This window comes from Dactylosporangium sucinum, assembly GCF_014647515.1.
Taxonomy (GTDB): Bacteria; Actinomycetota; Actinomycetes; order Mycobacteriales; family Micromonosporaceae; genus Dactylosporangium; species Dactylosporangium sucinum.
Genome location: NZ_BMPI01000012.1, coordinates 192,107 through 211,545, shown reverse-complemented (window position 1 = coordinate 211,545; position 19,439 = coordinate 192,107). Strand labels below are relative to the sequence as shown.

Below are 19,439 nucleotides of genomic sequence, written 5' to 3'. Positions count from 1 at the left end.
CGCGGCCCGCATCGCCGCCCGCAGCAAGGGCGCCGACCTGCTCGCCGTCCACGTCGTGCGCGGCGACGGCCTGTCCGCCGGCGACCCGGCCCACCTGAGCCGGCAGCGGCTGCTCCTCGAGAGCCTCGGCGGTTCGTACCATCAGGTCGTCGGCGCCGACGTCCCGGCGGCGCTGCTCGACTTCGCCCGCGGCGTCAACGCGACCCAGCTCGTGCTCGGCGCCAGCCGCCGCGGGCGCCTGGCCCAGATCCTCGCGCCCGGCGTCGGCGCCACCGCCACCGCCGAGTCCGGCACCATCGACGTCCATCTGGTGACCCACGAGCAGGCCCGCCGCGGGCGGTTGCGGCTCGGGCACGCCGCGGGCGGCGGCCTGACCCTGCGCCGGCGGCTGCTCGGGTTCGCGCTCGCGCTGGCCGGCCTGCCCCTGCTGACCCTCGGCCTGGAACAGCTGCGCGACGACCTGGCGTTGCCCAGCGACATCCTCGCCTACCTGGTCCTCGCGGTCGCGGTCGCGCTGGTCGGCGGGCTGCTGCCGGCCCTGGTCTGCGCGGTCGGCGGGTTCCTGCTGCTGAACTGGTACTTCACGCCACCGCTGTACCAGTTCACCGTCGCCGAACAGGAGAACATCTTCGCTCTGGTGGCGTTCGTCTTCGTCGCCATCGCCGTAGCCACGGTCGTCGACCGCGCCGCCCGCCGGGCCCGCGACGCCGCCCGCGCCTCCGCCGAGGCGCAGACCCTCGCCACCCTGGCCGGCAGCGTCCTGCACGGCGACAACCTGCTCGACGCGCTGCTCGAGCGGGTGCGCGAGTCGTTCGGCCTGATCAGCGTCACCCTGCTGGAGCGGCGCTCGGAGCGCGACGGCTGGCGGATCGCCGCGTCCGTCGGCGGCCAGCCGTGCACCACGCCCGCCGAGGGACAGACGGAGGTGCCCATCGACGACGAGGTGTCGCTGGTGCTGCGCGGCCATCCGCTGCCGGCCGCCGACCGCCGCCTCATCGAGGCCTTCGCCGCCCACGCCGCGATCGCCCTGCGCCAGCAGCGCCTCGGCGAGCAGGCCGCCACCGCCCAGTCGCTGGAGGAGGTCGACAAGCTGCGGACGGCCCTGTTGTCGGCGGTGAGCCACGACCTGCGCACCCCGCTCGCCTCGGCCAAGGCCGCCATCGGCAGCCTGCGCAGCCACGACGTCGAGTTCTCGCCCGACGATACCGACGAGCTGCTCGCCACCGCCGAGGAGTCCCTCGACAAGCTCACCCGGCTCGTCGAGAACCTGCTCGACATGTCCCGCCTCCAGGCCGGCGCGCTCGCCCTGACGCTGCAGCCGGTCGACGTCGCCGACGCCGTGGCCATGGCCTCCGCCGACCGCGCCGACGCCGTGCGCGTCGCCGTCCCCGACGACGTGCCCGAGGTCGCCGCCGACCCGGCCCTGCTCGAACGCGTCCTGGTCAACCTGCTGGCCAACGCGGTGCGGTACAGCCCGCCCGGCCACGCGCCGCTGATCAGCGCCAGCGAGCACGCCGGTCAGGTCGAGATCCGGGTCGTCGACCACGGCCCCGGCATCCCGGCCGAGGACCGCGACCGGGTGTTCCAGCCGTTCCAGCGGCTCGGTGACCGCGACAACGCGACCGGCGTCGGGCTGGGCCTGGCGCTGTCCCGCGGCCTGGCCGAGGCGATGGGCGGCACCCTGACACCCGACGACACCCCGGGCGGCGGCCTCACCATGACCCTCGCCCTGCCCAGCGCCGACCGCGCCGACCGCGCCGGCCTCGACGGCGTCGACCCGGCGCTGCTGGCCCACCTGGACACCGGGCGCACCGGAAAGGAGGTCCAGGCGTGAGCCCGGTCCGCGTGCTCATCGTCGACGACGAACCGCAGCTGCTGCGCGCGTTGCGGATCAACCTGCAGGCCCGCCAGTACGAGGTGGTGACCGCGGCCGACGGCACCGCCGCGCTGCAGGCGGCCGCCGCCGAGCACCCCGACGTCGTCGTGCTCGACCTCGGCCTGCCCGACCTCGACGGCATCGAGGTCCTCCGGACCCTGCGGTCCTGGACCCCGGTGCCGGTGCTCGTCCTGTCCGGCCGGCTCGGCAGCAGCGAGAAGGTCGCCGCGCTCGACGCCGGCGCCGACGACTACGTCACCAAGCCGTTCAACATCGACGAACTGCTGGCCCGGATCCGGTCGATCATCCGCCGCCGGCCGGAGCCCGAGGCCGTGTCGGCGGTCCGCATCGGTGACTACGAGATCGACCTCGTCGCGCGGGACGCCCGCCGCGCCGACGGCACGGGCGGGCGCCAGCACCTCACCCGCACCGAGTGGCTGATCCTGGACCTGCTTGCCCGCAACCCGGGCAAGCTCATCGGCCACCGGGAGCTGCTGCAGCACGTGTGGGGGCCGACGTACCTCGACCAGACGCACTACCTGCGGCAGTACATCGGGCAGCTGCGCCGCAAGCTCGAATCCGACCCCGCCCGCCCCCGGCACCTGCTCACGGAGCCGGCGATGGGCTACCGGTTCCAGCCGTGACGCCCCGCCGATCCTCGACGGCCGCGCTTCGCGCGCACTGTCGCTCACGGCGAGGCAGCTTCGCTCGGCGAGCCGGGTGGCTCGGAGTTGAGCCACCCGGCCCGCTGCTCAGCGCTGGTCGAAGTGGGCCTCGTTGTCGGACGGCTTGGCGTCGGACACCGGGTCGCGCTGACTGTCGAGACGCACGACGGCGGCCCTGGCCGAAACCTGGGTCAGCACCGCTCCGCGACTGGCCACGCCGAGCACCATCGTCCTGGTCTCGCCGGCCCGCATCGGTCCGAGCAGGCAGCTGAGGCTGGGTGGCGACGCGCCGGGACTGCTGCTCGCCTCCGTACAGCTCGACCAACCGCTGCCCTCGTAGCGCACGTTCTCGCCGAGCTCCAGTGACAACAAGACGTACTCCGCGGTGGCCGGTCCCGCGTTGCGGATGGTGACGGTGGTGGTGCCGTGGCGCGACCCGTCGTCCGCCAGCGCGGCGTAGACGATGTCGGTGGCGGTGACCCGCAGGTCGGCGAGGGCCGGGTCGGGCGGGAAACTGGTCGGGCCGGCCGTCTGCCGGAACTTTGCGCCGGCCCATCCGTATGTCCGCCATTGCCGGGCGATCGCCGAGGCCGGCTGTTCGGCGGTCGGCGCCCGGTCGCCGACCTCGATCCGGATCGAGCCGTCGGGCTGCGCGTCGATCCCGAAGATCCAGCCGATCGGCCGGCTCGTCAACACCTGGCCCATGACGACGATCTGGCCGGCCTTGTTCCGCGCGAAGACCGCAACCTGCGTCTGTACCACGGCGTTGTTGAACTTGCAGCCGATCATGGCCACGGCGTCTTCGGCGCCGTCCCGGTCGACGTCCGCGTAGTCGACGCTCTCCAGCCAGTTGCCCTCCTGCGCCGGCTCGGCGCCGGCGAGCTGGCCCTCGCTGCGGCACGGTGCGTCGCCCCACCAGGGCGGCAGCGTGAGGCGCGCGGCGAGCAGGTCCGCGCGGGAGATGCGGCCATCCGGCGCGGTGGCCCCGGCGGACTCCGGCGGGACGACGGACGGCGAGGGTGACGCAGGGGAGGTGTGGGTCGGCTCGGTCGAGGTGCCCGGCTGGGGCGGTGCGGGTGTCCCGTTGAGCGCACCGTACCCGACCGCCGGGCCGACGATGAGCGCGAGAGCGACCGCCGCGCCGGCCGTGACAGCGACCCTGCGCCGGCGGCGCACCGTGGTGCGTACGGCTTCCGGGCCCACCGCCATGACGTTCGGCAGCAACTCGTTGCGGTACGCGGCGAACTGGGTGTCCAGGAAGGTGTCCTCGTCATGCACGGTCCTTCCCCTCCTTGCCTTCGGTCAGGTGAGCGGCCAGCGCCGTGCGGCCGCGGTGCAACCAGGACTTGACGGTTCCCTCCGCCACGCTCTCCTGGCGGGCGATCTCGGCAATGGGCAGGTCGGCGAGATGGTGCAGGATCACCGCCCGGCGGTGGTTGGCCGGCAGCAGCGCCAACGCCGCCTCCAGCGCGACCCGATCGGGGCTGGGTCCGGGCACGTGCTCCTCACGCTGGCCGCGTAGGAAGCGTTCGGCGGCCCGGACCCGCCGCCACCGGCTGGTGGCGAGATTCCACGCGACCTTGCGGACCCACGCGACCGGATCGTCGTACCTGACGATCCTCTGCCACCGGGAGAAGGCACGGCAGAACGCCTCCTGGACCAGGTCCTGGGCGTGCCCGAGGTCGCCCGTGTACGCGCACAGCTGCACGGTCATCGCCCGGAAGTGCGCCTGGTAGAACTCGTCGAAATCGATGTGCCCGGAGCCCGGCGGCGATGGCTCGTCGAGCCGCGATGGCGTTGCCAATTGCACAATCCCTCCCCATGTTGATCCCGGTCACTGGCCGCGATGCGCCCGTAACACGTGCGGCGCGCAGCGTCGGTTGCGCCGCAACCGGGCCAACCGGTCAGACGTGTTACCGACACCTACCCCTATCATTGGAGGAGCTCGATGAGAGCTGGATCGCGCCTGTGCCGACGGATAGCCGTGGTTGCGGCGACGGTGGTCGCGCTGTCTTCCGCGTCGATCGTCCCGCCCGCGTGGGCGGCCGACCGGCAGCCGCCCACCGGCATGGTCGCCGGGATCGCCGTGTACGACCGGATCACCGAACGGTTCCTGTACCGGTCGGACGCGGCAAAGCAGTTCCGCTCGGCGTCCCTGGTGAAGTTGCTGATCGCGTTGGACCACGCGTGGGAGCTCGGTCCCGACTACGTGATCCCCGCCGACGACCGCGCGAAGCTGGAACTGATGCTGCGCAGCAGCGACGACGCGGCGGCGTCGGAGTTCTGGGCGCGCAACGGGCGAGGCCTGATCGTGGAGCGGATGGTCGCCCGGCTGGGCCTGCGCCACACCACGCCTCCGCCGCCGGACCACTCCGGCTGGGGCTCGACCGGACTGAGCGCCGAGGACGTCGTCCGGATCTACCGCTACATCCTGGACGCGGCGCCGGCTCCGGTCCGCAACCTCATGATGCGCAACCTGCACGAGTCGACCAGGTGCGGCACGGACGGGTTCGACCAGTCGTTCGGTATCCGGTCGGCGTTCACGACTCGGTCAGCGGTGAAGCAGGGCTGGGTCAACTTCGGTGACTCCCCACGCCACCCGTGCACGTCGGAGGCGGCCGTGGGAGCGCGGCGGGCTGCCACGAACGAGCCCGAGCCGATCGACTACGGCAGCGTGGCACTGCACACCACGGGCACCGTGGGCCGCCACGACCGCACCATCGTGGTGGTGTTGAGCACCCACCGGCCGGGCACCAGCTACGCGCAGGCCGGCTTCGCGCTGACGAACCTGACCCGCTCGCTTCCCGTTCCGGGCGCGGTGCCGGCGCCGAGACTTCCCCGACCCGAGCCGGGGCTGTGGTTCGGAACGTGGAGCAGCGAGGTGCCGGTCCGCGCGGCGGCCACGAACTCGTCGACCCAGGTCGGCACCGTGCCGAGCCGGCAGGAGGTTCGCGTGTCCTGCCAGATCCAGGGCGAGGAGGTCGTCCGGGGCAACACCCGCAACGATTGGTGGACCTACCTGCCCGACCTTGGCGGGTACATGTCGAACATCTTCTTCGAGTACCCGGACAACAGGCTGGCGGACGTGCCCGTCTGCACCTGAGCGACGGTAGCGCGTCGCTGCACACATCGACGGCCGCGACCGACCACCGGCGTCGGTCGCGCCGTCCGTAGGTGACCGAGGCGCTGCGGCGTGGCGGCGATGCCGTCACGCCGGCCGCGGCCGCCGACGACCTCGGTCGCGACACCCCAGCTCACTGCGAAGCTGGCGCCCCGCCATGCCCTCGATCTCGCCGGCAAGGTCGACCGTTGCCAGGACCTCCACCGTGACACCGCTGGCCGCCGGGGGCCGCCTGTTCGTCGCTCATCGTCCGCTCCCTGCTGTACGGCAAAGCCTGTCGAGGCAGAGAACAGGTCAATGCGGTCATCGTGCCGGTGTGCGCAGCGGCCGGCGTCATCGTCTGACGGCGATGACCCGCCGGCGTTGATCGTGCCAGCCGGGCAGCCATTCGATGTCGCGGAACCCTGCCTGCCGGATCGCACCGTGGTACTGCTTGTCCGTGAACAGCGTCATGACGTGCTCCTCGACCCACTGCCGGACGCCGGCACCGGATTCGTTGAGGACGTAGTGCATGGTCATCCTGGAGACCGTGCCGGACCGGCTTGAGTAGCACATCCTGGTGATGTGCCGGCGGCGGTCGCGTGCGACGCCGGAGTGCACCGTTCCCGATGTCCATTGGTCCGGCGTGAACCAGGGTTCGAGGAGCAGCACGCCGCCGGGCTCGAGGTGCGCGGCCAGGCAGCTGAGCGTCTGATTGAGCTCGCCGACCGATTGCGCGTAGCCGATGGCGGAGAACAGGCAGGTGACCGCGCTGAACGTCCGGCCGAGCCGGAAGTCGCGCATGTCCCCGGCGTGCACCGCGATGCCGGGGAGCCGCTCGACGGCCGCCTGCCGCATCGCGTCGGAGATTTCGAGCCCTTCGACATGAGCGAACGTGTGCCGCAGGTGTGACAGGTGCAATCCGGTACCGCAGGCCACGTCGAGCATGCTGTCCGCGGTGGGGTTGCGCCGCCGGATCAGCGCCGCGATGTCCCGGGCCTCGCCTCGGTAGTCCTTGCCGGCCGCGATCGCGTAGATGAGGTCGTAGGCGGCGGCGAGGTCGTGGCCGTCGGGCGCGGTCGCCGCTCCGGTCGCGCCGGCCAGATCGAGCCGGAACCCCTGAGGCCGGTCGGCTGATCGTGCGTCGCGAGCCAACCGTCGCCGTGCGAGGAATCCCAATGGCATCACCTTCAGTAACCGCGGCGTCCGGATCGGCCGCCGGTCGGGCCGCATGATCATGCCAGTCGCTTCCGCCCGCGCCAACCGGCTGCCTCCCGGTGCGGACACCTCGGCGCCGCAGACAGGCTGGAGCGGGCATGCGACCGCTGGGCTCTGCGGGCGCGGCTGCGTTGCTGGATCGACGGACGTGCCTCCTTTTGTGCGCGCCACCATGGCGCCGAGTTCTGCGAAGCTGGCGGGGGAGGCGGGGGGCTGCCGGGAACGGCTCGAGCGGTCCCGGCGCCACTGCCGACGCTGCCAGGAGTGTGAAAGACTTACCGCGTGGGTGAGCCAACCATCCCCCGGTGCGCTTGCTGTGGCTACCGAACAGGATGCACTACTTGTCCGATCTGTTATTGGACCGATGACGGCCGGAGCGATGCGTCGGTGCGTGTGGTGACCGGCAGCCGCAACGGCGAGCTGAGTCTCGCTGATGCCCGGCTCAACTTCAGCATCTACGGGGCCAGCGCGCCGCGCTACCAGGAACTGGTGCGCCCGCCCCGCGACGACGAACGACCCTAGGACCGGGCAGGCGCCGCGGCCACTCCGGCACGACTCGATCCGACGTCGCGGCGCCCGCACGGCGGCCGGCCGCTGTTGGTGACCGGCGTGCGCGGCTCAGCCGGTGGCGTCCGGCTCACCCGGGCGGATCAGACCGCTCTCGTAGGCGAACGCGACGGCCTGGACCCGGTCGCGCAGTCCCAGCTTCATGAGGAAGTTCGCCACGTGCGTCTTGACGGTGGCCTCACCGATGTACAGCCGTGCGGCCACCTCGGCATTGGACATGCCCCGGGCGACGAACGCGAGCACGTCGAGCTCCCGCGGTGAGAGCTTGGCCAGGTCATCGGCGCGGCTCGTCCGTCCGGCCTGACCGGAGAACGTCTCGATCACGCGCAGGGTCACCGACGGGTCGAGCAACCCGCCGCCGTCGGCGACGATCCTGATGGCGTCGAGCATCTGCTGCGGCGGGGAGACCTTGAGCAGGAACCCGCTGACCCCCGCCCGCAGCGCGTCCTGCAGGTACCGGTCCTCGCGGAACGTGGTCAGCATGACGATCCGGGCCTCCGGGCGGGCGGCGATGATCTGCCGGGCCGCCTCGATCCCGTCGACGTTCGGCATGCGGATGTCCATGAGGACCACGTCCGGCGCGGTCCGCTTGGCGACCGCGACGGCCTCGGCACCGTCGACGGCCTCGCCGACCACCGTCAGGTCGGGCTCGTTGTCGATGAGCAGCCGCAGGCCGGCCCGGACCATCGCCTCGTCGTCAGCGAGGAGCACGCGGATGTTCACGGTTGCCCCTTCCGGATCGGGAACGTGGCGGTGACGCGGTACCCGCCGTTGGGTTCGGGACCGACGTGGAGGACGCCTCCGTAGAGGGTGACGCGCTCCCGCATGCCGACGTGTCCGTTCCCGCCGCCGGGCACCCGCGTGGCGGGGGCGGCGACCGGCCCTCCTGCCGCGTTGACGACCTCGACCGTGAGGGTGTCGCGTTGGTACCGCAGCCGGACGTCGGCCCGGGCGCCCGGTGCATGGCGCAGGATGTTGGTGAGCGCCTCCTGCACGATCCGGTAGGCGGACAGCTGCAGCCCGGGCGCGAGCGGCACCGGGTCGCCTTCGACCTGCAGCGTCAGGGGGCAGCCGGCCCCGTGGACCTGCGCGACCAGGGCGTCGAGTGAGCGCAGCGACGGCTGCGGGGCGTGCTCGTCGGCCTCGTCGGGCTCGTCGTTGTCGCGCAGGATGCCGACCGTCCGGTGCAGCTCGGCGACCGACTCCCGGCCCAGCCGCTCGACGTCGGCGAGCAGTTGCTCGGCCTCGGGCCGCCCGTACAGCCGGCGGGCGACACCGACCTGCAGCACCATCACGCTGACGGAGTGCGCGACCGCGTCATGCAGCTCGCGGGCGATCCGGGTCCGCTCCGCCGCCACCGCACGCTGGGTCCGCAGCTCGCGCTCCTCGGCCAACTGCGCGGCGAGTTCGGCCAGTTCGGCCGAGCGGGTTCCCTCTCGCCGCACGAGGCTGCCCGCACCCCAGGCCGCGCCGGCGGCGAGGGCGAAGAACACCGGGTCCCACGCCGGTGCGCCCTCGCTGAGCGTCGTCATCCCGAACACGGCGACGAGGGCGGCCGTGACCCACGCCGCCCGCGTGACCGATGCGGCCTTGGCGGCGGCCCAGCCCACCACGACGAGCATCGCGACCAGTCCCGCCCCGCCGAGGTCGGTGAGCCCGAGCAGCTTCGAGGACGGGTAGAGGGCGGCGACGAGGACCAGCGACGTCAGCGGCCGGATGCCGGCCAGGACCACGGCGAGGCCATATGCGACGGCGACGCCGGCCGCCGTGGCCCGCCGCCCCTGCCAGAGGGAGTCCGCATACGCTTCGTAACTGCCGACCGCAGCCAGCAGCAGCCCGAGCAGTAGCGGCGCCCAACTGCCGGCGCTGCGCGACCCGTGCCCGCGCATCGGTTGCCCTCCGGTTCCGGCGTTCGACTCGACGCCACCGGCGCTCGACGATACGCCAGTGGGCTGGGTGGATGCCTCCGCCGCCGGGTGGAGTGCCGTTCGTGGCGGCCTCCGCCGCACGGCGGAGGCCGCATTCGGCACCACGGCAGAGGCCCGGCGAGCGCACCGGTTCCTACGGTGGTCACCGATCGCCGCTCCTTCGCGGCGGCACTACCTGGAGTGACATGATGACTGAACAACATATCGACACCAGCCGGACCCGACGCCGTGTCCTGACCGGTGCGGCACTGATCCTCGGCGTGGTGATCGAGGTGGCCGGTTGGGCGACGGTGCCGCCGCAGGAAGACCTGAAGAGCGCGACCTACCTTGCGGCGCTCGGGAGCAGGCCCGGCTTGGCGCAGCTGTCGGCCGTCCTGCTGAGCTTCGGCTGGGCGATGCTGGCACTCGGGCTCGTCGGCGCGACGACACTGGTCCGCGGGCCCAGGGGTGCCGTGCTGACGATGCTCGGCGCGGTCCCCGCCGCCTTCGGGATGATCTCCGTGTCGGGGCAGGTCTACTCGGACTTCTACAAGATCGCCCTGCACCGCGGCTTGCCCGTCGACGACGCGGTCCGGGTGTACGAGAGCGCCGAGGCCCTCGGCGGAACCACCGCCTGGACGGTGACCGGGTTCCTCATGTTCCCGGCGCTGCTGCTGATGCTCATCGGGTACGTGCGGGCCGGCGTCCTCGGCTGGTGGGCCCCCGCACTGTACGGCGTCGCCATGGTCGGCTTCTTCGCCACGCCACCGGTCGGCTGGATCCCGACGACGGTCCTCGCCGTCATGTTTGTGCCGCTCGTCGTGCTGGGCGTCCGGTCATTCGAGCGGGCTCGCGGCTCGGTCGTCGCCGCCGAGCGCGTGCCGGCTTCCGCCCGCTGAGCACCGGCCAGGGCACGCGCCGCCGGCGCGTGTCCGGTCCGGTGGCCACGGCAGGCGCGCCCGGGCGGACGGTGGGCTGGCAAATGGACATTTCGCATGTTACAGGTGCTGATACCCACGTGGCACACTTTTCGGGTGATGCACGTCCCGAGGGTGTTGTCCGGTCGGTACCGGCTGATTGAGATGGTCGACGACGGCGGTACATCGCCGGTCTGGCGCGCGTACGACGAGGTGCTCAGGCGGCGGGTCGCCGTCAAGGTGCTCTCCGGCGGGTTGCGTGACGAGGGACGGCTGCGAGCCGGCGTTCAGGCCGCCGCATTCCTGAACCATCCCAACGTCAGCGCCGTCTACGACTACGGCGTCGCCGACGGCGAACCGTTCGTCGTCATGGAGCTCCTCGACGGCGTTTCCCTGGCCGCGCGGCTCGTCCACGGGCCCCTGCCGTGGCGGAGGGCGGCCGAGGTGTGCGGGTACGTCGCGGCGGCGCTGTCGGCGGCGCACGAGCGGCGCATGGTGCACCGCGGCATCGGACCCCGGACCGTGATCCTCACCGAGACCGGCGTCAAGGTGGTCGGCTTCGGCATTGCCGCGCTCAGCGCTTCCCGCGAGGCCGGCGGTCCGGCCGCCGACGTGTACGACCTCGGCGTCCTGCTGTTCACCACGCTGACCGGCGAGCCGCCGGCGCGCGGGAAGGCGGGACTGTTCCGCGACGACCCAGGGCCGGCGGCACTGCCGGTGATCCCGGGGATGCCGTTGGAGCTCGCCGCGATCTACCAGGACTGCGTCGCCGCCGAGCCCGCCACGCGCCCGTCCGCGGTGGCCGTGTCCCGGCGGCTTGCCGCGCTGGCCGGGGCGGGCGCGGGCGTCGCCGACCGGCGGGACCCGTCGGCCGGCAGCGCACCGTGGCCGGGTGCCGAGTCCCGTACCGTGAAGGCCACCGACGAGCTTCAGGTGACGCCCCGGGCTCCGCGTCGTGCGGGCTGGCGCATCGTCGCGGCGTTGGTGGCCGCGACGGTGGCTGCTGTCGCCGGGGTCGTCGTGGCCGCCGCGGTCCTCGCCCCGGCGCTGCCCAGCGATCCCGCCGCGGCACGGTGGTCGGTCCGTCCGGAACCGTCGGGCGGATCCGGCCCGGCGCCCGGTGCGTCAGCGTCAGCCCCGTCATCGCCGGCGGCCGGGACGCAGGCACCGCAGGCGCAGTCGTGCAGTGTCGCCTACCGGGTGAAGGACACCTGGGACAACGGTGCGAACGTCTCGCTGTCGATCGTCAACACCGGTGCGACCGACGTGCGGCACTGGGTCCTGTCCTTCGATCTCGGCGAGGGCTCGCAGACTCGCGACGGCTGGAACGGCACCTGGCAGCAGCAGGGCGAGCGGGTGACCGTGGCCGGCCTGCCGGGCCACGCCGATCTCCCGGCCGGCTCGTCGATCAACGACGTCGGTGCCGGCATCGACGGTCAGCACGCCGCCGACATCCCCACGAGCTTCACGCTCAACGGCACGCCGTGCACAATCGCCCCACAACCGTAGTGACGTCTCGACGAGACGCTGCGGCCGGGCCCGGGAGCGGTCGACGTCCGCGCCCGCCTCGGCCGCTGCTCGCACTCGTCGCCGCGGCCGCCGGCCGGGCGTGCGGGCTGTTCGACAACCAGGTCGCCGATGTCGAGTGATGAGCCGCCGCGGCGCGGTCGAGGGCCGCGCCGCGCCGGCAACGGTCCCGGCGGATGAGGCGGCGGGTGAGGACCCTGTGCCGTCGAAGCGTGGCACAGAAGGCGATGTCAGGGCGTCCTCGCCGGGTGGGTGATCTCGTGGTGAGAGATCTCCGCCAACCGCCCCGGGCCCAGGCTGAGAAATGCCAGCATCGGTAGCTGCACGACCTCGTCGGCCTGCCCGGCGTCCGCGACCAGGGCGTCACCGTGCCGCAGGCTCGGACCCGACTCGTGAATGCGTGATGCAGCCATGACACAGCTCGCGGCCCAGGAACCGGTCTCCGCCGGTCCGGCCGGAACTCCACCGCCGCCACCGGCAAAGCCGGCCCGGAAACGGGCGCGGCTGGTCGGGGTCGACGCCGCCCGGGGTGTGTCCCTGCTCGGCATGATCACCCTGCACGCCCTGTACGAGGCCGACGCGGCCGGCCGCCCAACCTGGTCGGACCTCGCGTTCAGCGGCAAGGCCGCGGCCGCGTTCGCGCTGCTGGCCGGGGTCGGCATCACGTTCGCGACCGGCCGCCGGCCGGTCCGCCGCGCCGACGCCGGGCCCACGGTGGCGATGCTCGCCGTCCGCGCACTGGCGATCGGCACGATCGGACTGTTCCTCAGCGGCTCCGACACGGTGCTGAACTCGGTGATCCTGCCGTACCTCGCGGTGGTGTTCCTGCTGGCCATCCCGCTGGTGTTCCTGCCGGCCTGGGCCGTAGCCGTGATCGGCGTGGCCCTGGCCACCGCCGGGCCGGCCGCCAACCACGTCCTGCTGCCGCACCTGCCGGATCCCAGCCTGGCGAACCCGACGTTCGCCCGCCTGGCCGACGATCCGGTCGGCATGCTCACCGAGCTGTCGCTCACCGGCTTCTACCCGTCGCCGGCCTGGCTGGCCTACATGTGCGCCGGGATCGTCATCGGCCGGCTGAACCTGGCCAAGGTTCAGGTCGCGGCCGTGCTGCTGGCCGGCGGCACGGTCCTTGCCGTCGCCGCGGCGGCGGCCTCGTCCTTCCTGCTGCACCGGTACGGGCTGGCGCACATCTGGGCCGCGCAACCGGCCAGCGGGCTCAGCGTGGCGCAGACCGACGAACTGCTCGCGTTCGGCGGCAACGGCTACACCCCGTCGTCGACGTGGTGGTGGCTGACCATCGACACCCCGCACACCAGCACCCAGTTCGACATCCTGGGCACCACCGGGATCGCCGTCGCCGTGCTCGGCCTCATGCTGCTGCTCGGCCACGTGAACGTCCGGGGCCTGCGCCGCCTGACCACGGCCGTGCTGGGGTTGCTGGCCGCGGCCGGGAGCATGACCCTGACCTTCTACGCCGCGCACGTCATGTTCATCAACTCCGACTACGACACCTACAGCGCGACAGTCGGCTGGCTCGTCCAGCTCATCGCCGTGGTGCTCATCGCAATCGCCGTGCGGTACACCACGGGCCGCGGCCCGCTGGAGGCCGTCGTCGTCGCACTGGCCACCCGTGCCCGCCGGCTGGCGGCCGCCGCATCGCCCCGGCCCGCGGCCCAGGCGCCCGCGCAACCAGCGATCGCCACAGCACGGCCGGAAGCCGCCGGGGCGGGCGTACCGTCCGTGGCCGCGACGGCGACGCCCGCAGCGTCGACCACGCCGCTCAGGTAGCGTCTTCGGCACAGCCACACGTCAGCCGCCGTCGCCGGCAGGCCGTTCAACGCGTCGAGGCCAGCAGCCGCCCACGGCAGCGCAGCAGCCGCCGCGCCGGCCCGACCGCAGCAGCAGATGCCCGCCTGCGTCCCGCCGTACAGCCGCGACGGCGGGACGAAGGCGACGGCTCGGGCTGGCGATGCAGAGATCAGCCCTCCGCTCGACGGTGCACCGGGCAACTCGGGTCGGGCAGGTCGAGCTCGTGCCAGGTATCTTCGACGGGGCTGCCGTCAAGCAGGTCGATGCGCGCGGTGCAGCGACTCCAATGGCAGGTACATCCGGCTCCAAGAGCCTCATCGTAATCCATGACCGGATTCTCCCGCGCCACCGAACACCACGGGCCCGCCTCAAACCAGGCTCACACGCAGGCCACAATGTCGGCACCGGCATCACCCGGCGGCCGCTACCCAACATCCTGCGTGGGTGACCGCCGCCACCGTCGCGCCGGTGGCCAATGGGCCTGATCCCCGCCGAGGGTGCGGTGACGGCGGGGGCGGCCCCCTGTGTCCGCTACAGCGCAACTCCACCGTAGTGGAACCGGATGGCCTGCTCGACCTCCGGCGGACAGTGCCCGCCGTGCAGCGCGTCGAGTGCCAGGAGCGCGGCACCGGCGACCGGCGGGGCCGTGAGCACCGTGACCGCCGCCGCCGGCGAGAGGGCGGCAATCCGTGCCCGCAGGTCGTCGTGCAGCTGCGGGTGCCGGGCGGTGAGCACCCCGCCGCCGAGCACCACCGTGTACGGCCGGTCGAGCAGCCCCAGCCGGCCCGCCGCCACCCGGACCAGCGCCTCGATCTCGGCCGCCAGCCGCCGCACCACTCGCGCGGCGACCTCGTCGCCGGTCGCCGCCACCGCGAACAGCACCTCGCAGAGCTCGTCGAGCCGCTCCATCGGTATCTCACCCAGGTGCAGCGCGACGCTCACGTCCTCCACGGTGGACCGTCCGAAGTGGACCCGGACGGCGTCGGTGAGCGCCGTCGCCGGCCCGCGGCCGTCCTCGCCGCGCACGGCGTGGTAGAGCGCCAGCGCGGCGAGGTGGTGGCCGCCGCCCCAGTCGCCGGAGATCTGCCCGAGCGCGGGGAAGCGGGCGGTCGCGCCGTCGGCGCGACGCCCGACCGCGTTGATCCCGGCGCCGCAGACCACGCCGACCGCGTCCGGGTCCGCGGTACCGGAGCGCAGCAGGGCGAACAGGTCATTGTCGATGCTCACCCGCTCGGCCAGGCCGAGCCGGCCCACCTCCAGGTTCAGGCGTTCGACCTCGACCGGCAGGTCGGCGCCGGCGACGTACACCGACAGCTGGGTCAGCGACAGCCCCGGCGGGACCGCGGCCTCGGCCCGGGCCCGCGCCACCAGCTCGGCCAGCAGCGACAGCGCGGCCGGCAGCCCGATGGCGTGCGGGGACGTGGTCGGCCCGGTGACCCGGGCCAGGATCCGGCCGTCGGCGTCGCCGAGCACCACGTCGGTCTTCGAGTTGCCCCCGTCGGCCGCGGCGTAGAGGCGCCCCGTCCCAGGCCGGCCGACGGCTTCGGCACGGGACCTCGTCGCCGTCACGACAGCCACGCGAGGTGGTCGCGGTTCGCGGCGAGCAGCTCGTCGGTCAGCCGAGCGGCCCTGTCGTGCTGGCCGATCAGCGGGTGCGCCAGGAGCGCGGCGTAGACCCGCTCCCGGCCGCCGCGCACGGCCGCCTCGACGGCCAGCTCCTCGTACGCGGCGACGGCGCCGACCAGCCCGGCCAGCTCCGGCCGCAGCGGCGCCACCGGCAACGGCGTCGCGCCGTCCGCACCCACCCGGCAGGTGACCTCGATGACCGCCTCGTCGGGCAGGAACGGCATGGTGCCGTTGTTGCGCACGTCGACCGCGTGCACGCCGCCGTCGTCGTGCCGCAGCGACGCGATCAGGCCGACCGCCGCCTCCGAGTAGTACGCCCCGCCCCGCCCCTCCAGCAGCTCGGGCTTCGTGACCACCGACGGGTCGGCGTACAGCGCCAGCAGCTCCCGCTCGATGTCCGCCACGAGCGCCCCCCGGGTCGGTTGCCCCCGTTGCTCGGCCACGACCGCGTCGTGACTGTAGAAGTACCGCAGGTAGTACGACGGCACGTGGCCGAGCGTCGCCAGGACCTCGGCCGGGATCTGCAGCCCGGCGGCGAGGTTGTCGAGGTGCTTGTCCATGATCTCGGGCAGCCGGTCGACACCGTCGACGTAGGCCGCCCGCTCCCAGGTGAGATGGTTGAGGCCGACGTGGTCGAGGGTCACCGCCGACGGCTCGACGCCGAGTCCCGCGGCCCAGCGGCGCTGGAAGCCGATCGCGACGTTGCACAGCCCCGCGGCGCGGTGCCCGTGGTCGAGCAGCGCCCGGGTGACGATGCCGACCGGGTTGGTGAAGTTGACGATCCACGCGCCCGGGTCGGCCCGGCGGGCGATGTCGAGCACGACCGGCACCGTCCGCAGCGCCTTCGCCAGGCCGCCCGCGCCGGTCGTCTCCTGCCCGACGCAGTCGCAGATCAGCGGGAACGTCTCGTCGCTGATCCGGGCCGCCTGCCCGCCGACGCGCAACTGGACGACGACCATGGCCGCCCCGGCGAGCGCGTCGTCCACATCGGACGTCCAGCGCAGCCGCGCCGCGCTGCCGTGGTGCGCCAGCAGTCGCTGCGCGAAGCCGCCGACGGCCGCGAGCCGGTCCGCGGCCGGGTCCAGCAGCACGATTTCCGACACGAACGGGGCGAGCCGCGCGAACCCGTCGATGAGTTCCGGGGTGTACGTCGACCCGCCCCCGACGACGGCGATTTTCAACCTTTGACTCCCGTCAGCGTGACGCCCTGCACGAAGGCGCGTTGGGCGAAGAAGAACAGCACGACCACAGGGACCATGGTCAAGATGGTCGCCGCGCTGACGAGGTTCCACTGCACGTGATGCACGGTCCGGAAGGACGCGAGGCCCAGCGAGAGCGTCCAGTTGTGTTCGTTCTCGCTGGTGTACAGCAGGGGACCGTAGTAGTCGTTCCAGGCGTAGAAGAACTGGAACAGCGCAGCGGCGGCGATCCCGGGGCGGGCCATCGGCAGCACGACCCGCAGCAGGGTGCGCCACTCGCCGCAGCCGTCGACCCGGGCCGCGTCGAGGTACTCGCCGGGGATGGTGAGCAGGAACTGGCGCAGCAGGAAGATGGAGAACGCGTCGCCGAACAGCATCGGCAGCACCAGCGGCCAGAGGGTGCCGGTGAGGCCCGCGTTCGCCCACACGAGGTACAGCGGGATCGTCGTGACCTGCGGCGGGATCATCATCATGCAGACGATGACGACGAGCACCGTACCCTGCCCGCGCCAGCGCAGCTTGGCCAGGGCGTAGGCGGCCGGCACGCTCGACAGCAGCATGAACAGCGTGGCGACGAGCGAGTACAGCACCGTGTTGAGCAGGTACCGCGGCATCGGCGTGCGCGCGAAGACCTCGGCGTAGTTCGACGGGTGCCACGAGGACGGCCAGTACGATGACGTCAGCGCTTGCGAGTCGCTCATGAACGAGGTCAGCAGCAGGAAGCCGACCGGCGCGACGAACATGACGCACAACGCGATCGCGAGGCTGTGCCGGGCGACGAACAGCAGCGTCCGGTTCACGAGGCACGCTCCGGGTTGATGGTGCGGCGCAGCAACAGCAGCGACACCGCGAACGCGACGACGAACAGCACCACGGCGAGGGCGTTGGCGTAGCCGAGGGCGCCGTAGCGGAACCCGACGACGTACAGCCACAGCGGGTACGTGAAGGTCGACCCCTCCGGATAGCCGAACGTCGAGGAGATGCCGGCGCCGGTCGTCGCCTGGCCGCTCGCCGCCGACGCCGCGACGGCCGCCTGGGTGAAGTACTGCAGCGTCGTGATGACCCCGATGACCGCGGTGAACACGACGACGGGCGAGATGTGCGGCAGCGTCACGTGGCGGAACCGCTGCCACGCGTTCGCGCCGTCCAGCGCCGCCGCCTCGTGCTGCGCGGCCGGCACGTCGAGGAGCGCGGCGAGGTACAGCACCATGACGTCCCCGACGCCCCACAGTCCCAGCAGGACCAGCGACGGCTTCGACCAGTCCGGCGAGTTGAACCACAGTGGAGCATCGATGCCGAGGTGCCCCAGCAGCGTGTTGACCGGCCCCACGCCGGGCTTGAGCAGATAGACGAACGCCAGGGTGGCCGCTACCGGCGGGGCGAGCGCGGGCAGGTAGAAGATCGTGCGGTACACGCCGCTGCCGCGCTTCAAAGTCGTCAGCAGCAGCGCGCTGCCCAGCCCGCTGAGCATCCGCGCCGGCACCATGATGACGACGAACCAGAGCGTGTTCTTCGTCGCGACGTTGAGGAACGCGTCGTCGAACAGGTGCCGGTAGTTGCGCAGCCCGACCCACTCCGGCACGGAGAGCAGGTCGAACTTCGTGAAGGAGAAGTAGACCGCGCAGCCCAGCGGATACAGGAAGAAGACCACGATGCCGACCGTCGCCGGCGCCATGAACGAGGCGACGGTCAGCATGTGACGGAGCTTCGGATGCACGCTACCCGCCCAGTTGCAGCAGCGAGTTGACCTGCTTGTCGACGCCCGCGAGTCCGGCGTTCAGGTCGGCCGCGCCACCGCTCTGCCAGCCGTCGCAGAACGTCTGGAACGTCTCCTGGTAGGCCGGCCCGGCCGAGGACGGCGGCGTTGTGGTGGTCTTCGGGTGGTTGAAGATGTCGACGAACGTCTTGAACTCGGCGTCCATCTTCAGGTCGGGCGAGGCGAGCGCGTCCTTCGTGGACGGGATGTTCTTCAAGCTGTTGGACAGCTTGACGATCGCCTTGGTGTCGGTGGTGAGATACCTGATGAGCTCCCACGCCGCCTCGGGATTCTTGGCGGTACGGGAGATGCCGACGACGTTGCCTGTGACGTATCCGGCGCCGTAGCGCTCGGCGGTGGACGTCGGCATCGGGGCGACCCCGAACTGCAGGTCCGGCGCCTGGTCCTTGGCGAACGCGATGCGGTACTCGCCGTCGATCGCCATCGCGACCTGGCCCTTCTGGAAGGCGTTGGCGTCGGAGTACTCGTCGCCGAGCGACGCGCGGAACGCCTCGAGCTTGTCGTAGCCGAACCAGTCGACGAGCTCCTTCTGCCACCGCAGCAGCTGCGGCCAGCCCTGGTCGGTGCCGATCGCCGACGAGCCGTCGCCCTTGAGCCACTGCGCGCCGACCATCGGGCCGAGGTGCGACGGGGTGTTCTCGTAGAAGCCGAACAGGGGCAGGAACCCGGCCGTCTGGATGCTGCCGTCCGGGCCGCGCTTGGTCAGCTTCTTCGCGTCCTCGGCGAACTCCTCCAGGGTCTTCGGCGGGCCGGCGATGCCGGCCTCGGCGAAGAGCTTCTTGTTGTAGTAGAGGCCGTACGCGTCGGCGAGCACCGGCATCGAGCACCGCTTGCCCTTGTACTCCGTGTACTGCTTGACGGTCTGCGGGAAGGCGTCCATCGGCACCTTGTCCCGGGCGATGTACTGGTTGAGGTCGAGCCACGCCCCGCTGGCGCAGAACTGGCCGACGATGTCGGTGGAGTAGGACAGCCCGACGTCGGGGCCCTGGCCACCGCCGATCGCCTGGGTCATCTTGGAGTCGTCCTGGCCGGACTTCACCACGACCTTGATCTTCGGGTGGGCGGCCTGGAAGTCCGCGACGACGGCGTCGATCGCCTCGGCCTCGCGGTCGGTGAAGAAGTGCCAGAACTCGACGGTGCCGGAGACGTCCGCGCCGGGGTCGGCGATCGGTTTCTCCTTGGTCCCCGGCGTGCAGGCCGCCAGGACGAGCGTCGCGGCGGCAAGGACGGTGATACGACGCAAGGCATCCT

The 19,439-nt window shown here is 72.2% G+C and carries 18 protein-coding genes; 7 read left to right on the top strand and 11 right to left on the bottom strand.

Annotated elements, in window-relative coordinates; genetic code table 11:
* A partial coding sequence (locus IEZ31_RS15160; RefSeq protein ID WP_190250470.1) for a DUF4118 domain-containing protein occupies nt 1–1,834 on the top strand: 1,834 nt, incomplete at its 5' end.
* Complete coding sequence (locus IEZ31_RS15155; RefSeq protein ID WP_190250469.1) at nt 1,831–2,520, top strand: response regulator; 690 nt, start codon at nt 1,831–1,833, stop codon at nt 2,518–2,520. The genes IEZ31_RS15160 and IEZ31_RS15155, both read left to right, overlap by 4 nt.
* 108 nt (nt 2,521–2,628) lie before the next feature.
* Here the strand turns inward: IEZ31_RS15155 and IEZ31_RS15150 are convergent, their stop codons facing one another.
* Complete coding sequence (locus tag IEZ31_RS15150) at nt 2,629–3,819, bottom strand: hypothetical protein (RefSeq protein WP_190250468.1); 1,191 nt, start codon at nt 3,817–3,819, stop codon at nt 2,629–2,631.
* Entirely contained in the window at nt 3,812–4,351 is a 540-nt protein-coding gene (locus IEZ31_RS15145; protein ID WP_190250467.1) for a SigE family RNA polymerase sigma factor, read from the bottom strand. The genes IEZ31_RS15150 and IEZ31_RS15145 overlap by 8 nt, the downstream gene beginning before the upstream one ends.
* Before the next feature lie 174 nt (nt 4,352–4,525).
* Here IEZ31_RS15145 and IEZ31_RS15140 point away from each other — a divergent pair, with 174 nt between their 5' ends.
* Complete coding sequence (locus IEZ31_RS15140) at nt 4,526–5,644, top strand: serine hydrolase family protein (RefSeq protein WP_229835053.1); 1,119 nt, start codon at nt 4,526–4,528, stop codon at nt 5,642–5,644.
* A gap of 351 nt (nt 5,645–5,995) precedes the next feature.
* Here IEZ31_RS15140 and IEZ31_RS15135 read toward each other — a convergent pair whose 3' ends face one another.
* Nucleotides 5,996–6,820, bottom strand: coding sequence for a class I SAM-dependent DNA methyltransferase (locus IEZ31_RS15135; RefSeq protein WP_190250465.1), 825 nt, complete (start codon nt 6,818–6,820; stop codon nt 5,996–5,998).
* A 321-nt stretch (nt 6,821–7,141) separates the two neighbouring features.
* Here IEZ31_RS15135 and IEZ31_RS15130 point away from each other — a divergent pair, with 321 nt between their 5' ends.
* Nucleotides 7,142–7,381, top strand: coding sequence for a CPCC family cysteine-rich protein (locus IEZ31_RS15130; protein ID WP_190250464.1), 240 nt, complete (start codon nt 7,142–7,144; stop codon nt 7,379–7,381).
* A gap of 96 nt (nt 7,382–7,477) precedes the next feature.
* Here the strand turns inward: IEZ31_RS15130 and IEZ31_RS15125 are convergent, their stop codons facing one another.
* Complete coding sequence (locus IEZ31_RS15125; RefSeq protein ID WP_190250463.1) at nt 7,478–8,149, bottom strand: response regulator; 672 nt, start codon at nt 8,147–8,149, stop codon at nt 7,478–7,480.
* Nucleotides 8,146–9,315: a sensor histidine kinase gene (locus tag IEZ31_RS15120; RefSeq protein ID WP_190250462.1), complete on the bottom strand. Its 1,170-nt coding sequence runs from the start codon at nt 9,313–9,315 to the stop codon at nt 8,146–8,148. The genes IEZ31_RS15125 and IEZ31_RS15120 overlap by 4 nt, the downstream gene beginning before the upstream one ends.
* Before the next feature lie 227 nt (nt 9,316–9,542).
* Between IEZ31_RS15120 and IEZ31_RS15115 the strand changes: the two genes are divergently transcribed.
* The gene (locus IEZ31_RS15115) at nt 9,543–10,232 is read left to right on the top strand and encodes a hypothetical protein (RefSeq protein WP_190250461.1); all 690 of its coding nucleotides are present in this window, start codon (nt 9,543–9,545) and stop codon (nt 10,230–10,232) included.
* A 138-nt stretch (nt 10,233–10,370) separates the two neighbouring features.
* The gene (locus tag IEZ31_RS15110) at nt 10,371–11,759 is read left to right on the top strand and encodes a serine/threonine-protein kinase (protein ID WP_190250460.1); all 1,389 of its coding nucleotides are present in this window, start codon (nt 10,371–10,373) and stop codon (nt 11,757–11,759) included.
* Between the two features lie 248 nt (nt 11,760–12,007).
* Here the strand turns inward: IEZ31_RS15110 and IEZ31_RS15105 are convergent, their stop codons facing one another.
* A complete protein-coding gene (locus tag IEZ31_RS15105; RefSeq protein WP_190250459.1) occupies nt 12,008–12,190 on the bottom strand; it encodes a hypothetical protein in 183 nt (60 codons plus the stop codon).
* On the opposite strand from IEZ31_RS15105, the gene IEZ31_RS15100 reads away from it, so the two are divergent.
* Nucleotides 12,189–13,565, top strand: coding sequence for a heparan-alpha-glucosaminide N-acetyltransferase domain-containing protein (locus IEZ31_RS15100; protein WP_190250458.1), 1,377 nt, complete (start codon nt 12,189–12,191; stop codon nt 13,563–13,565). The two genes, IEZ31_RS15105 and IEZ31_RS15100, sit on opposite strands and share 2 nt — an antisense overlap.
* Before the next feature lie 552 nt (nt 13,566–14,117).
* Here the strand turns inward: IEZ31_RS15100 and IEZ31_RS15095 are convergent.
* Genes IEZ31_RS15095 through IEZ31_RS15075 form a run of 5 tightly spaced genes read right to left on the bottom strand, consistent with a single transcriptional unit; the run spans nt 14,118 to nt 19,431 of the window.
* Nucleotides 14,118–15,155, bottom strand: a complete 1,038-nt coding sequence (locus IEZ31_RS15095; RefSeq protein WP_190250457.1) for an N-acetylglucosamine kinase — start codon at nt 15,153–15,155, stop codon at nt 14,118–14,120.
* Nucleotides 15,152–16,393 (bottom strand): 6-phospho-beta-glucosidase, encoded by a 1,242-nt coding sequence (locus tag IEZ31_RS15090; protein WP_190250456.1) that lies wholly within the window; start codon nt 16,391–16,393, stop codon nt 15,152–15,154. The genes IEZ31_RS15095 and IEZ31_RS15090 overlap by 4 nt, the downstream gene beginning before the upstream one ends.
* The gene (locus tag IEZ31_RS15085; protein WP_229835044.1) at nt 16,390–17,211 is read right to left on the bottom strand and encodes a carbohydrate ABC transporter permease; all 822 of its coding nucleotides are present in this window, start codon (nt 17,209–17,211) and stop codon (nt 16,390–16,392) included. The genes IEZ31_RS15090 and IEZ31_RS15085 overlap by 4 nt, the downstream gene beginning before the upstream one ends.
* Nucleotides 17,208–18,107 (bottom strand): carbohydrate ABC transporter permease, encoded by a 900-nt coding sequence (locus tag IEZ31_RS15080; RefSeq protein WP_190250455.1) that lies wholly within the window; start codon nt 18,105–18,107, stop codon nt 17,208–17,210. The genes IEZ31_RS15085 and IEZ31_RS15080 overlap by 4 nt, the downstream gene beginning before the upstream one ends.
* Before the next feature lie 22 nt (nt 18,108–18,129).
* Nucleotides 18,130–19,431 carry an ABC transporter substrate-binding protein gene (locus IEZ31_RS15075; RefSeq protein ID WP_190250454.1) on the bottom strand — a complete coding sequence of 434 codons (1,302 nt, stop codon included), beginning with the start codon at nt 19,429–19,431 and terminating at the stop codon, nt 18,130–18,132.
* Between the last annotated feature and the right edge of the window lie 8 nt (nt 19,432–19,439).